This is a genomic window from Mycolicibacterium chubuense (assembly GCF_001044255.1).
Taxonomy (GTDB): domain Bacteria; phylum Actinomycetota; class Actinomycetes; order Mycobacteriales; family Mycobacteriaceae; genus Mycobacterium; species Mycobacterium chubuense.
The window spans coordinates 58,655-71,545 of the sequence record NZ_JYNX01000057.1; the positions used below are offsets into that span (position 1 = coordinate 58,655).

General features: G+C 69.4%; 12 protein-coding genes. 4 read left to right on the plus strand and 8 right to left on the minus strand.

All coding sequences use genetic code 11. The features are described 5' to 3' along the window. Positions 1-11: 11 nt before the first annotated feature. Positions 12-662, minus strand: coding sequence for an ATP-binding cassette domain-containing protein (locus tag MCHUDSM44219_RS18480; protein WP_109777838.1), 651 nt, complete (start codon positions 660-662; stop codon positions 12-14). Positions 663-753: 91 nt separating this feature from the next. Here MCHUDSM44219_RS18480 and MCHUDSM44219_RS18485 point away from each other — a divergent pair, with 91 nt between their 5' ends. Both MCHUDSM44219_RS18485 and MCHUDSM44219_RS18490 read left to right on the plus strand, forming a co-directional pair. Then, on the plus strand, positions 754-1,446 hold the full coding sequence (locus tag MCHUDSM44219_RS18485) for a hypothetical protein (RefSeq protein ID WP_048419699.1): 693 nt from the start codon (positions 754-756) through the stop codon (positions 1,444-1,446). Positions 1,447-1,486: 40 nt separating this feature from the next. Beyond that, positions 1,487-2,365, plus strand: a complete 879-nt coding sequence (locus MCHUDSM44219_RS18490; protein ID WP_048419753.1) for a crotonase/enoyl-CoA hydratase family protein — start codon at positions 1,487-1,489, stop codon at positions 2,363-2,365. 4 nt (positions 2,366-2,369) lie between these two features. Here MCHUDSM44219_RS18490 and MCHUDSM44219_RS18495 read toward each other — a convergent pair whose 3' ends face one another. Then, complete coding sequence (locus tag MCHUDSM44219_RS18495; protein WP_048419700.1) at positions 2,370-2,816, minus strand: hypothetical protein; 447 nt, start codon at positions 2,814-2,816, stop codon at positions 2,370-2,372. 33 nt (positions 2,817-2,849) lie between these two features. Here MCHUDSM44219_RS18495 and MCHUDSM44219_RS18500 point away from each other — a divergent pair, with 33 nt between their 5' ends. Further along, a complete protein-coding gene (locus MCHUDSM44219_RS18500) occupies positions 2,850-3,953 on the plus strand; it encodes an epoxide hydrolase family protein (protein ID WP_048419701.1) in 1,104 nt (367 codons plus the stop codon). Position 3,954: 1 nt separating this feature from the next. Here the strand turns inward: MCHUDSM44219_RS18500 and MCHUDSM44219_RS18505 are convergent, their stop codons facing one another. Both MCHUDSM44219_RS18505 and MCHUDSM44219_RS18510 read right to left on the minus strand, forming a co-directional pair. Continuing rightward, positions 3,955-5,574, minus strand: coding sequence for an AMP-binding protein (locus MCHUDSM44219_RS18505; RefSeq protein WP_236695510.1), 1,620 nt, complete (start codon positions 5,572-5,574; stop codon positions 3,955-3,957). A gap of 5 nt (positions 5,575-5,579) precedes the next feature. Continuing rightward, positions 5,580-7,274, minus strand: coding sequence for an AMP-binding protein (locus MCHUDSM44219_RS18510; RefSeq protein ID WP_048419702.1), 1,695 nt, complete (start codon positions 7,272-7,274; stop codon positions 5,580-5,582). Positions 7,275-7,334: 60 nt separating this feature from the next. On the opposite strand from MCHUDSM44219_RS18510, the gene MCHUDSM44219_RS18515 reads away from it, so the two are divergent. Continuing rightward, positions 7,335-8,177 (plus strand): LuxR C-terminal-related transcriptional regulator, encoded by an 843-nt coding sequence (locus tag MCHUDSM44219_RS18515; RefSeq protein WP_048419703.1) that lies wholly within the window; start codon positions 7,335-7,337, stop codon positions 8,175-8,177. Here the strand turns inward: MCHUDSM44219_RS18515 and MCHUDSM44219_RS18520 are convergent. Genes MCHUDSM44219_RS18520 through MCHUDSM44219_RS18535 form a run of 4 tightly spaced genes read right to left on the minus strand, consistent with a single transcriptional unit; the run spans position 8,174 to position 12,881 of the window. Then, positions 8,174-9,631: a purine-cytosine permease family protein gene (locus tag MCHUDSM44219_RS18520; RefSeq protein WP_048419704.1), complete on the minus strand. Its 1,458-nt coding sequence runs from the start codon at positions 9,629-9,631 to the stop codon at positions 8,174-8,176. The genes MCHUDSM44219_RS18515 and MCHUDSM44219_RS18520 overlap by 4 nt on opposite strands. After that, the gene (locus MCHUDSM44219_RS18525; protein WP_048419705.1) at positions 9,621-10,490 is read right to left on the minus strand and encodes a nitrilase-related carbon-nitrogen hydrolase; all 870 of its coding nucleotides are present in this window, start codon (positions 10,488-10,490) and stop codon (positions 9,621-9,623) included. Before MCHUDSM44219_RS18525 ends, MCHUDSM44219_RS18520 begins: the two co-directional genes overlap by 11 nt. An 8-nt stretch (positions 10,491-10,498) precedes the next feature. Then, entirely contained in the window at positions 10,499-11,857 is a 1,359-nt protein-coding gene (gene hisD, locus MCHUDSM44219_RS18530; protein WP_048419706.1) for a histidinol dehydrogenase, read from the minus strand. Positions 11,858-11,915: 58 nt separating this feature from the next. Next, entirely contained in the window at positions 11,916-12,881 is a 966-nt protein-coding gene (locus MCHUDSM44219_RS18535) for a LysR family transcriptional regulator (RefSeq protein ID WP_048419707.1), read from the minus strand. Between the last annotated feature and the right edge of the window lie 10 nt (positions 12,882-12,891).

A 12,891-nucleotide genomic window follows, 5' to 3' on the forward strand; every position in this document is an offset into this window, starting at 1 on the left:
GGCAAGCACCACTAGGCACCACCCTTCTGCTGGCCCGCGAGCTCGGCGCGGGACACGTTGGCGACCGGGATCTGACGCACCGGATGGCCGGTGACGCCGTTGACGCTGGCGGTGAGCACCGTCTGCTCGCGGCCGAGGTCGACGAGCCGCCCGACGAGCAGGTCCCGGTTGTGATCGCTGGTCACCTGCTCGAGGTTGCCGACCACCAGCAGCGGCGGGCGGGCGGTATTGGCCAGCGCGATGCGCAGCAGCAGGCCGTCGAGTTCGGTGAGCTCCTCGACGTACTCCGAGAGCGGCGGCAGCGGCAGCTCACCGAACACCGGCCCGCACACCCGCGCCAGGTCGGCCTCGTCGGCGCGTCGAATCAGCCTGTACCACCGGGCATCCCAGCGCAGTTGCTCGGTGATCAGGTCGCAGACCGTGACGGACTCGTAGACGGTGTCGAGTTCGTCGATCCCGGCGAGAGCCGCGGCGGCGAAGATGTCCTGCACCCGGGTCCGGCCGAACACCGACAGCGTGCCCGACTTCGGGCGCATCCGGCCGGCCAGCGTCATCGACAGCGCGGTGCGCCCCGACCCCGCGGGGCACACCAGCACGGTCACCCCGCCGGCCTCCACCTCCAGGTCGACGGGGCCGTACACCGGCCCCCACGGGCCGCGCATGGTCAGTCCGCGGGCGACGATCGCGGGCTCGGGAGCTGGGGCGTCCGGCACTCGGCAATCCCACCACACCCGGCGGTGGCATTCTGGGCATGTGGAGTCGCTCCTGCATTTCGCCGGGAACTTCTGGTGGCTGATCTTTCCGCTCAGCGGAGTGATCGGCGGCGCAGTGCGGGGTGTCTCGGCGGCCAACGAACGGCGCGCTCAGCGGCGGCTGGAGCGCTACCGGATCAAACAGGAGACCAAGGTCGCGCTGGCGCGGGAGAAGGCGGCCGGTCAGACCCGCGCGGACGGCACCCGGCGGGACATGGCCAAGGTGCTGCAGCGGCACGACGCCACCGACCAGCGCTGGCTCTCCTATGAGATCGACGTCGCCAAGCTGCTGGATTTCCCGGTGATGACCGACATGCGCGAACCGCTGACGCTGGCGTTCCACAAGGCCAAGAGCCGCGCCGACCTGCTGCGGCCCGCGCAGCTCGACGACATCCTCGGCGACCGGGCCGCCCAGGTCGAATACCGCGACGCGGTCGGCGAGTACGTCGCCGCGTTCGACGCCGCCGAGTCCGAGGCGATCCGCCGGCGCCGCAGCGACTTCTCCGCTGAGGACCAGGGCCGGCTGGCCCGCGCCCAGCACCTGCTGCGGCTGGCGGGCGACGAGGCCGCCACCCCGCAGGAACGACAGAACGCCTACGGCCGGGCCCAGAAAGAGCTGGCCGGGTTGATCGTGTTGCCGCCCGCCGCCCGCGCCGCGATCGAGAGCAAGGTGCTCGGCGAACTGGAGGCGTGACGCTCAGGTCGGCGCCGGTGCGGTGGGTAGCCTCGCCGACGTGGATTACGAAACCCTGCACTGCACCGTGGACGCCGACGGCGTGGCGCTGCTGACCCTGTCCCGGCCGGAGCAGCTCAACGCCTTCAGCGTGACGATGGCCCGCGAACTGGAGCAGTTCTTCACCGTCGACGCCCGCGACGACGCGATCCGCGCCGTCGTGGTCACCGGCGCCGGACGGGCGTTCTGCGCGGGGATGGACCTGTCCGCGCCGGGCAACGTGTTCGGTTTGGACGAGAGCCTGGCCCCGACGCCGGAGCAGATGCGCGCCGACTACGCGAGCGAGCCCCTGCACAGCGGGATCCGCGACACCGGTGGCCGGGTCACCCTCGCGATCCACGCCTTACCCAAGCCCGTCATCGCGGCGATCAACGGCGCCGCGGTGGGCATCGGCGCCACCATGACGCTGGCCATGGACATCCGGGTGGCGTCCGAGGCCGCCCGCATCGGTTTCGTGTTCGGCCGGCTCGGGATCGTGCCCGAGGCGTGCTCGTCGTGGTTCCTGCCCCGGCTCGTCGGCATCCAGCAGGCCTTGGACTGGGTCTACTCGGCCGACATCATCTCGGCCGAGGACGCGCTGCGCGGCGGGCTGCTGCGCTCGGTGCACAGTCCGGACACCCTGGTGTCCGAGGCGCTCGAGCTGGCACGCAGCTACGTCGCGGGGCGTTCGCCAGTGGCGCTGGCCCTGGCCAAGCGGCTCATCTACCGCAACGGTGCCGCCGACTCGCCGCTGCAGGCCCATCTCAGCGACTCGCTGGCGATGTTCTACACCTCCATCGGCGACGGCAAGGAAGGCGTCGCGGCGTTCCGCGAGAAGCGGCAACCGGAGTTCTCCGGCAGTGCCAACGCGTTGCCGCGGCTCTTCCCCGAGGACGATTGAGCTCTCAGGCCAGCGCCAGCGCGGCGAGCATCGCACACGAGGTCACCAGCAACAGGGGCACCCGCAGCAGGTTGCGCCGCGTCCACCGCACCGCGGCCGCCTCGTCGACGTCGGCCGGGTCCTTCCTCTCGAACTCGGCCGCCTGCGGGATCAGGTCGAACAGCGCCCACAGCCGCATCGCGGCGTGGCTGACCAACGCGACCAGCAGTGCCACCCCAACGCCGGGGTCGCCCCAGGTCATGATCAGCGTGACGACGAGCAGGATCTCGAAGATCACCGGTGCGGGCAGCCAGAAGCGCACCCGGGCGATGCCGCCGTTGCGCGACTGGATGATGCCCGGCCGGCGGGGCCAGTACGGGTCGACGACGAGCGCCTCGTAGAGGGCGCCGCCGAGCGAGATACAGGCCGCCAGCGTGGTGGCGGCGAGCAGGACGAGCGTCGGGGTCGACACAGTTGGCAGATTAGCGAAGTGCCAGGATGAGCCATGGCCGAGATCACGCCGTTCCGCATCGCCGTGCCCGATACCGACCTCGACGATCTCGCCGACCGGCTGCGCCGCACCCGGTGGCCGGAGCCCGAATGCGTCGACGACTGGAGCCAGGGCATCCCGCTGGCCTACACTCGTGAGCTGGCCGACTATTGGCGCGACGAATACGACTGGCGCGCAACCGAAGCCGAGCTCAACGGATTCGACCAGTTCGTCACCGAGCTCGACGGGCTGCCCATCCACTTCCTGCACGTCCGCAGCGGCCGCACCGACGCGTTCCCACTGCTGATCACCCACGGTTGGCCCGGCTCGGTGCTCGAATTCCACAAGGTGATCGGACCGCTCACCGACGCCGGGTACGACGTCGTCTGCCCGTCACTGCCCGGGTACGGCTTCTCGGGGAAGCCGTCCGCGACCGGCTGGGGGGTCGAGCGGATCGCCTCGGCGTGGAACGAGCTGATGACCCGCCTGGGCTACGAGCGCTACGGCGCGCAGGGCGGCGACTGGGGTGGGGCGGTGACGACGCAGATCGGCCGCCATCGAGGCGGCTGCGTGGCCATCCACCTGAACATGCCGACGGCGGGTCCGCCCCGGAACCTCGCGGACCCCACCCCCGAGGAGGCAGCCGCGCTGCAACGCCGCGATGAGCATCGCCGCTGGGGCACAGGCTATTCCGGTCAGCAGTCCACGCGGCCGCAGACCCTCGGCTACGGGTTGGCGGACTCCCCCGTGGGACAGATGGCGTGGATCGTCGAGAAGTTCTGGGCCTGGACCGACAGCAACGGCCACCCCGAGAACGTCCTCACCCGCGACGAAATGCTCGGCAACGTGATGCTCTACTGGCTCACCAACTCGGCGGCCTCGTCGGCGCGCTTGTACTGGGAGAGCTTCGGCAGCTTCCGCGACGGTGCGCCGGTGACGCTGCCCACGGGCATCGCGGCGTTCCCCAAGGAGATCGTGCCGCCCCGGCGCACCTGGTGCGAACCGCACTACAACATCACCCGGTGGACGGACATGCCGCGCGGCGGGCACTTCGCGGCCTTCGAGCAGCCCGAGTTGTTCGTCGATGACGTCGTCGCGTTCTTCGACGAGTTCCGCTGAGTCACAGTCCGAGCAGGCGCACGCTGTCTTCGCGCATGTCGACCTTGCGCACCTTGCCGGTCACGGTCATCGGGAACTCGTCGACGACGTGCACGTAGCGGGGAATCTTGTAGTGCGCCAGCCTGTTCGACGCGAACTCGCGCAGCGCGGCCGCGTCGAGTGCCGGCCTGCCCGGCTTCATCCGGATCCAGGCGCAGATCTCCTCGCCGTACGTCGCGTCCGGCACCCCGATCACCTGGGCGTCCTCGACGTCGGGATGGGTGTGCAGGAACTCCTCGATCTCCCGCGGGTAGATGTTCTCCCCGCCGCGGATCACCATGTCCTTGATGCGGCCGACGACGTTGCAGTAGCCGTCCTCCCGCATGATCGCCAGGTCACCGGTGTGCATCCAACCGTCGGGATCGATGGCCTCTCTGGTCTTCTCGTCGTCGCGCCAGTAGCCGAGCATGAGTGAATAACCGCGGGTGCAGAATTCGCCCGGTTCCCCGCGCGGCACCGTCTCCCCGGTGTCGGGGTCGACGATCTTGATCTCGACGTGCGGGTGGGCCCGACCGATGGACGACGTGCGCCGGTCGAGGTCGTCGTCGATGAGGGTCTGACACGACACCGGTGACGTCTCGGTCATCCCGTAGGCGATGGCGACCTCGGACATGTTCATGTCCTCGACGCAGCGCTTCATCACCTCGACGGGGCAGACGGCGCCTGCCATGATGCCCGTGCGCAGCGACGACAGATCCGTCGTGGCGAAGTCGGCATGGTGCTGCATCGCGATGAACATGGTCGGCACCCCGTACACGCCGGTGCAGCGCTCGGAGGCGATCGCGCGCAGGGTGGCCGCCGGATCGAAACCGGCGGCGGGGATCACGATGGTGGCGCCGTGCGTGGTGCAGCCGAGGTTTCCCATCACCATGCCGAAGCAGTGGTAGAAGGGCACCGGGATGCACAGTCGGTCACCGGCGCCGAGCCGGATCAGCTCGGTGACGAAGTAGCCGTTGTTGAGGATATTGCGGTGCGACAACGTCGCACCCTTCGGGAAACCCGTTGTCCCCGAGGTGTACTGGATGTTGATCGGATCGTGGTGGGACAACCCGGCGAGCCTGTGCGCCAGCTGGTCGGCGCCCACCGAGTCGGCGTCCTCGCGCAGGCGGACCCAGTCCTCGGTGCCGAAGAAGATCACATCCTCGACGGTCGGCATCTGCGGGCGGACCTCGGCGACCATCGCGACGTAATCCGAGGACCGGAACGACGTCGCGGCGAACAGCGTGCGCAGCCCGGACTGCTCGAGCACATAGGCCAGCTCGTGGGTGCGATACGCCGGGTTGACGTTGACCAGGATGGCGCCGATCTTCGCGGTGGCGAACTGCACGATCACCCACTCGGCACTGTTGGGCGCCCAGATCCCGACCCGGTCCCCCGGTTTGATGCCGCGGGCCATCAAACCCCTTGCCACGACGTTGATCTCGGCGTCGAGTTCGGCGTAGGTCCAGGACCGTCCGGTGGGGACGTCGACGAGGGCGTCGGTGTCGGCGAAGGTGGCGGCGATGCGTTCGAAGTTCGCGCCGATCGTCTCCTCCAGGATCGGCGCGTCGGTGGGTCCGGCGTCGTACGACAACTCGGTCACGTTGCTCACCTCACCAGGTCCTCGTAGCGGAACTCCGTGTCGATCGGCGTGCCGGCGCTGTGCGCGTCCTGCTCGCGGCGGCGCAGGTCGACCCGGCGGATCTTGCCCGAGATCGTCTTGGGCAGGTCGGCGAATTCGACACGGCGGACTTTCAGGTACGGCGCCAAATGGTCGCGGCTGTACTGCAGGATCTGCTTTGCTGTTTCGGCGTCGGGGGTCCAGCCGTCGGCGAGGGCGATGTAGGCCTTCGGGACGGCCAACCGGGTGTCGTCGGGGGCGGGCACCACCGCGGCCTCGACGACGGCCGGGTGTTCGATCAGCACGCTCTCCAGCTCGAACGGCGACACCTTGTAGTCGGAGGACTTGAACACGTCATCGGTGCGCCCGACGTAGGTGATGTAGCCGTCGTCGTCGCGGGTGGCGACGTCCCCGGTGTGATACAGGCCGTCCCGCATCACCATGGCGTTGCGCTTCTCGTCGTCGAGGTAGCCGGTCATCAGGTTCAGCGGACTCGCGTTCAGGTCCAGGCAGATCTCGCCCTCCTCGGCCCGTTCGCCGGTGAGCGGGTCGACGAGTACGACCGGAACGCCGGGCATCGGCCGGCCCATCGACCCGGACTTGACGGGCTGACCCGGGGTGTTGCCGACAGCCAGCGTCGTCTCGGTCTGCCCGAACCCGTCGCGGATCGTCAGCCCCCAGGCGCGCTCGACCTGCGCGATGACGTCCGGATTCAGCGGCTCACCGGCGCCCAGGACCTCCCTCAGATGCGGTGGCCGTTCGCCGAGGTCGGCCTGAATCAGCATGCGCCACACCGTCGGTGGCGCACAGAAGGTGCTGACCTCACCGCGGTGCAGTTGCTCGAGCAGGGCGGCCGCGTCGAAGCGGGCGTAGTTGTAGACGAAGATCGTCGCCTCGGCGATCCACGGCGCGAAGAAGCAACTCCACGCGTGCTTGGCCCAGCCCGGCGAACTGATCGCCAGGTGTACGTCACCCGGTCGCACTCCCAGCCACGCCATCGTCGACAGGTGGCCCACCGGATAGCTGACCTGCGAGTGCTCCACGAGCTTGGGCTTGCTGGTGGTACCGGAGGTGAAGTAGATCAACAGCGGGTCCGTGGGTGCGTTGCCCGGATCGAACGGCCCTGCCGGCGCGACGTCTCCCGCGTCGGCGTAGGCGTGCCAGCCCGGCGCCGTGCCGCCGACGGCGACCCCGGCGAAGGTCTCGTCGACACCGGTGAACTTCGCCGCGTCCGACGCGTTGGCGATGACGAACCCGGCGCGTCCGCGCCGCAGCCGGTCGGCGACGTCGTCGGGACCCAGGGCCGCAGTCGTCGGCATGATCACCGCACCGAGCTTGGCCACGGCGAGCATCGACTCCCACAGCTCGACCTGGTTGCCGAGCATCAGGATGACCCGGTCACCCTTCCCGACGCCGAGGCCGCGCAACCAGGTCGCGACCTGATCCGATCGGGCCGCCATCTGTCCGAAGGTCACCTTCACCTCACGGCCGTCCTGCTCGACGATCCACAGCGCGACGTCGTCGGGCCGGTTCGCGGCGACCACGTCGAACCAGTCGGTCGCCCAGTTGAACCCTCCGGTCAGCCGCGGCCACTCGAACGTCTCGACGGCCTTGTCGTAGTCGCCGATCACCTCGACCAGGTGGTCCCGCGCCGCGCGGTAGCGCTCCGTGTTCGTCGTCATGACCAATAGGATCCAGGTCACACCTGCCCGTCCGCCACCCCCGAAAGAGGGTACGACCCGATGCCCGATCCGTCGGCGCTGCTGCGCCCTCGCGACACCGACGCACTGCGCGCCACGCTGCGCCGGATGGCGGCCGAAGGTGCAGCGCCGGTGCTGTTCGCCGGGGAGGTGCACCGCGAGACGCTGGTGCTCAGCGAGTTCGTCGGCACCAGGACCGGGAATCTGCGGGGTCTTGCCGTGCAATCGAAGTCCGGGCTGGGCGGGGCCAGCATGGTGGCAGGCCGTCCGATGTCGGTGGCCGACTACCGCAACGCCGCGACGATCACGCACGACTACGACGCACCAGTGCTCTCGGAGGGCATCAGATCGGTGCTCGCGGTGCCGGTGTTGGTCGACGGGCAGACCAGGGCGATGCTCTATGCCGCGCACCGATCCGGTTCGCCATTCGGCAGCAGAGCCGCCGACCTGCTGGTCTCCTCGGCGCGTTCGCTGGCCGAGGAGCTGCGCATCCGCGACGAGGTGGACCGCCGGCTGCGGCTGCGCGAAACCCAACTCGCCGGCGCGGCGGGCGCCGGCACCGAACGTATCCGCGAGGTGCACGCCGAATTGCGCGGCCTGGCCGCCTCCTCCCCGCTGCCTCTGCAGAATCGGCTGCGCGAGCTGGCCGACCGGCTGGCCGGAGCGCTCGCCGCCACACCGCCCGGCGCCGCGCCGCTGTCGCCGCGTGAGCTCGACGTGTTGGCGCAAGTCGCCTTGGGGTGCACCAATAGCGAGGCCGCCCAACGGCTCTCGCTGAAACCCGAGACCGTGAAGAGCTACCTGCGCAGCGCCGCGGCGAAACTGGGCGCGCACACCCGGCACGAGTCGGTCTCCAAGGCGCGGCGGGCCGGGCTCATCCCCTAGGTTTCGATCGGCGCGACCCGGCCCGCGAACGTCACCGCCTCGACGCCGTGCTCCCGGGCGTCCGCCTCGGCTTTGGCGTGCTCGGCAGCCAGATCCAGGGAGCGCGCCATCACGATGTAGGCCACCGCCGAGGCGGCCAGACCGACGAACAGCGCCATGTCGACGTCGTTCATCGCCGCGGCGATCGGTCCGGTGTACCAGACGGTGACGACGAACGGAATCATCGCGAGGATGCCGATGGTGTAGGCCGCCAGTCCGCGCCAGCCCCAGGTCCCGTACACGCTGCCGCGCGGCACGAAGATCTCCCGCACCGCATACCGGCCGCGGCGGACGAAGTAGTAGTCGACCAGGTTGACCGACGTCCACGGCACCAGCAGGTAGAGCAGCACGACCAGGAAGCTGCCGAAGTTCGCGAGGAACTCGCCACTGGACAGCACCGCGCCGAGCAGGCCGCACAGCGCGATCACGGTGCAGGAGATGACGCGCAGCCGGCGGGTGGGCTGCACCGCGCGGAACGAGTCGACCACGGTGATCAGCTCGATCGACGCGGCGTAGATGTTCACCGTGATGACGGTGATCAGCCCGGGAAGCGCGGCGGCGAGAAGCCACAGACCGGAGCCGGGCAGGATGTCGTCGGCGGTCTGGCGGACGGCTTCCAGCGGGGAGAGGTCGGCGAACAGCGCGGCGACGAACGCGCCGAGCACCATGAGCCAGGCGGCGCCGACGAACACCCCGGTGTAGGTGTGGAACAGGGCCTTTCGCGGGCTGGTCTGCGGGGGCAGATAGCGGGAGTAGTCCGACACGTAGGGCGCCCAGCCGAGGGCGTACGCGGCGGCCGCGGCGAACTGAACCAGGAACGCCGCCCAACTGAACCCGCCGAAGCCGAACTGCCCGGCAGGCAGGTCGGAGACGGTCAGCGCTACGACGGTGAAGACCCCGAACGTCGCGAGGAACAACCACGTCAGCCAGGTCTGCACGCGGTGGATCCAGTGGTAGCCGTAGATCGCCAGCGCCAACGCAAGTGCGGTGATGCACACGAACCACAGATCTCGGACGTCCGCACCGGTCGTCAGCGTCAGCACGTCGGCCGCGAGGATCTGGTTGAACACGTTGAAGCCGACGATGCTGAAGATGACGACCGCGCAGATCACCACCACTCCGCGATAGCCGAATTGGGCGCGCGACTGGATCATCTGCGGCAGACCCAACTGCGGCCCCTGCGCGGAATGGAACGCCGTGAAGACGGTGCCGACGGCCGCACCCAGGATGATCGCCACCAGCGAGGTGAGGAACGACGCCCCGAGTGCTGCGCCCACCATGCCGGTGGCCAGCGTGGTGAGGTTCGCGTTGGACATGAACCAGAGCGGGAACAGGGTCGAGGGTTTTCCGCGGCGGTCCTGTAGCGGCACCCAGTCGATGGATTTGGATTCGATGGCAGACGAGTCACTGGACATGGGTCCTCGCTTCGGATCGGGAGGTCGGGCGGACAGGGATCCGGGGTACCGCGATGTCCCCGTACAGTTCGGGCCGGCGATCGGCGAACAGGTCGTTGAATTCCCCGATCGATTTGTCGAGGGTCAGGTCGAGCTCGGTGGACGCCGCGGTGTTCGCGGTGGCCGGCGTGGCGCACAACCACCCGTCGGGCGAGATGACGCACGTCCCGCCGGTCCACTCCACCCCGCGTTCGCTGCCGTGCCGATCGGCGATGACGGTGGGCAGCCGTGACGACCGCGCGGCCGCCATGGCCTGGACGATCTCGGGCGCATGCTCGCCGGACGGCCGATCGACCAGCGGCCAGTTGACGGGCAGGGCCAGGATCTGCGCGCCGCTCAGCGCGAGTCGTCGTGGCAGTTCCGGGAATTCGTTGTCGTAACAGATCGCCACGCCGAGGCGGCCGATCGGGGTGTCGACGACCATGCCCGCGTGCGGCCCCGTGTCGAAGATCCGGTGCTCGGTCCCCCACAGATGCGACTTGCGGTAGCAGCCGAGGACCCCTTCAGCGCCGAGGACGAGCGCAGAGTTGAACAGCGTGTCCCCGTCGCGTTCACAGAAGCCGAGTACCACCACCGTCTCGATGGGCAGTGCGGCCCCCAGCGACGTCAACCGCTCGTCGTCGGCGCGCAGCGCGCACGACCACGCCTCGCCCTGATCCGCGAAAACGTATCCGCTGGTGGCCAACTCGGGCAGCACAATCAGGTGCGGGCCGCTACGCGCGCTCTGCCCGAGGGCATCGCGGATCGCGCCCAGGTTGCGCTCGACGTCACCGACCGTCACGTCGACGGGTACCGCGCTCACCCGTATCCGCCCAGCCATCGGTCAGCTCACCGCCCGCGCTCGACCGCGGGGGTACCGTCGAAAACACCGGAGTGGCGGCCGATTTCCTCGATGCGGATGGTGGCGGTGGCTTCGTGGGCGGCGAGGCCCTCGAACGCGGAGATGCGTTCCACGGCCGGTGCCAGCTGCGCGGTGGCCTCCCGGCCGGCGCGCTGGTAGGTCAGCGGCTTGAGGAACCGCGACACCGACAGCCCGGCGTTGTACCGCGATGTCTTCCCGGTCGGCAGCACGTGGTTGGTGCCGGCAATGCCCTTGTCGGAGTATGCGACCGTGCTCCAGGGGCCGACGAACAGCGATCCGTAGTTGCGCAGTTCCTTGTGGAAGAAGTCGTCGTCGGAGGTCTGCACCTCGAGATGTTCGGGACCGAGGACGTCGCTGATCGCTGCCGCCTGCGCGCGGTCGACGGCCAGGATGACCGAGCCGTAGTCACGCCATGCGGCGCCGGCGATCTCCCGGGTGGTCAACGTCTGCAGCTGCCGCTCGATGGCGTCGATCACGTTGCGCCCCAAAGTCTCCGATGTGGTGATCAACGCCGCCGGCGAGTTCGGCCCGTGCTCGGCCTGGCCCAGGAGATCGGCCGCGACCCACTCCGGATCGGCGGTCTCGTCGGCGAGTACCGCCACCTCCGAGGGGCCGGCCAGCAGATCGATACCCACCCGGCCGAACAGCTGCCGCTTGGCCTCGGTCACGAACGCGTTGCCCGCGCCCACGAGCATGTCGACCGGCGCGTCGCCCAGCAGCCCGAACGCCAACGCGCCGAGGGCCTGAACGCCGCCGACGGCGAACATGCGGTCCACGCGGGACAGATACGCGCCGTAGAGGACGGCGGGGTGCACTCCGTGTTCACCGGACGGCGGCGTGCACGCCAGCACCGTCGGCACGCCGGCGGCCTTGGCCACGCCCACCGTCATGAAGGCGCTCGCCAACAGGGGGAAGCGGCCGGCGGGCAGGTACGCCCCCACCCGCGCGACGGGGATGTATTGCACGCCACCGGTGACACCGGGTGCCAGCTCGATCTCGAAGTCGCTGAGGTGCTGCCGTTGCGCCGCTGCGAACCGGTTCGTGCGCTCGTAGCCGAGTTCCAGCGCCTCACGGACGTCGGCCGGCAGGGCGTCGCCCGACTTGCGCAGCTCGTCGTCGCTCACTTCGAGGGCGCCGGTGTAACCGTCGAGATCGCGGGAGTACCGGCAGACCGCGTCCAGTCCGGTGCGCTCGATGTCGGCGAGCATCTGCGAGACGCGCTCGACGACCTTCGGATCGCGCTGCGCCGGTGGGCCGTCGACCGCGGGTTTCTTGAGCCAGGTGAACGGACCCAGAGCGCGGGCCTCTTCGGTGGTGATCTGCATGACCGATGACGCTAGGCCGATTTCGCCCACAGGACTAGAGGGACACTTCCTGGACTTACTACAGGTTTTTCCTATGGCTCGGTCGTGAGGCGATCAGCGGCACCGACGAGTGGTCGTCCGACTCGACGACCGGCAGATCGCGGATCGTGTCCTCGGCGAGGCGCGCGAATTCGCGGGTGGCATTGGACAGCGGACGGACCCGGTGCCGGGCCAGCGCGATGATGTCGAACAACGGCTCGGCGAACGGGACGGTGTGCAGACCCGGTGGGAAGGCGTCGCTGTCGATCACGGCGCCGCTGGCGATCGTGTCCCCGATCCCGGCCGCCACGAGTCGCAGCGCCGACTCGACGTGTTCGATCTCGATCAACGGCTCCAGGCGCAGCCCGGCCAGCTGCGCCCGCTCCGCCAGTTGGCGACGGGTGGGATCCTTCCATCCGTAGTGCGCGTCGTAGAGGACGAGATCGGCGGCGGCGAACTGCTCGATGGTCACCGGCGCGGCGGCGTGGGAGGCGTCGGCGCTGACGTAGAACACCTCGTCGCGCAGCAGCGGGCGCACCGTGAGCTCCTCGTCGTCGATCGGCAGGATGAGGATGCCCGCCTCGATCTCGCCGGCCTGGATCGCGGCCGCGGTCTCCGCCGAATTCTGGCCGACCAGGCGCACCCGTACCGCGGGATACCGCTTGTGGAAGGTCTGGACCAGGCTGGACAGCAGGTAGTAGTCCGCGTTGCGCGGCATGCCGAAGGTGGCCGTGCCGCCGCCCAGTGAACCCAGGGCGCGCACGGCGTGCACACCGCCGTCGACGGCCTGCACCACCTGCTGGGCATAGGGCAGCAGCTCCCGCCCGGCCGCGGTGAGCGTGAGCCGGCGACTCCCCCGCACGAAGAGCTGGATGTCGAGCTCGTCCTCGAGCCGGCGCACCAGCTCCGACACCGAGGCCTGAGCAATGGCCAACTCGTCGGCCGCCGCGGTGAACGAGCCGAGCCGCTCCGCCTCCAGGAAAGCCCTGAGCTGATTGAGAGTCATCCCGGGACAA

What these genes read in the sequence shown, in the direction of transcription:
- MCHUDSM44219_RS18480 (WP_109777838.1), bottom strand. Translation starts at nt 662, where the DNA reads ATGCGCGGCCCGTGGGGGCCGGTGTACGGCCCCGTCGACCTGGAGGTG.
- MCHUDSM44219_RS18500 (WP_048419701.1), top strand. Translation starts at nt 2,850, where the DNA reads ATGGCCGAGATCACGCCGTTCCGCATCGCCGTGCCCGATACCGACCTC.
- MCHUDSM44219_RS18510 (WP_048419702.1), bottom strand. Translation starts at nt 7,274, where the DNA reads ATGACGACGAACACGGAGCGCTACCGCGCGGCGCGGGACCACCTGGTC.
- MCHUDSM44219_RS18515 (WP_048419703.1), top strand. Translation starts at nt 7,335, where the DNA reads ATGCCCGATCCGTCGGCGCTGCTGCGCCCTCGCGACACCGACGCACTG.
- MCHUDSM44219_RS18520 (WP_048419704.1), bottom strand. Translation starts at nt 9,631, where the DNA reads ATGTCCAGTGACTCGTCTGCCATCGAATCCAAATCCATCGACTGGGTG.
- MCHUDSM44219_RS18525 (WP_048419705.1), bottom strand. Translation starts at nt 10,490, where the DNA reads ATGGCTGGGCGGATACGGGTGAGCGCGGTACCCGTCGACGTGACGGTC.
- hisD (WP_048419706.1), bottom strand. Translation starts at nt 11,857, where the DNA reads ATGCAGATCACCACCGAAGAGGCCCGCGCTCTGGGTCCGTTCACCTGG.
- MCHUDSM44219_RS18535 (WP_048419707.1), bottom strand. Translation starts at nt 12,881, where the DNA reads ATGACTCTCAATCAGCTCAGGGCTTTCCTGGAGGCGGAGCGGCTCGGC.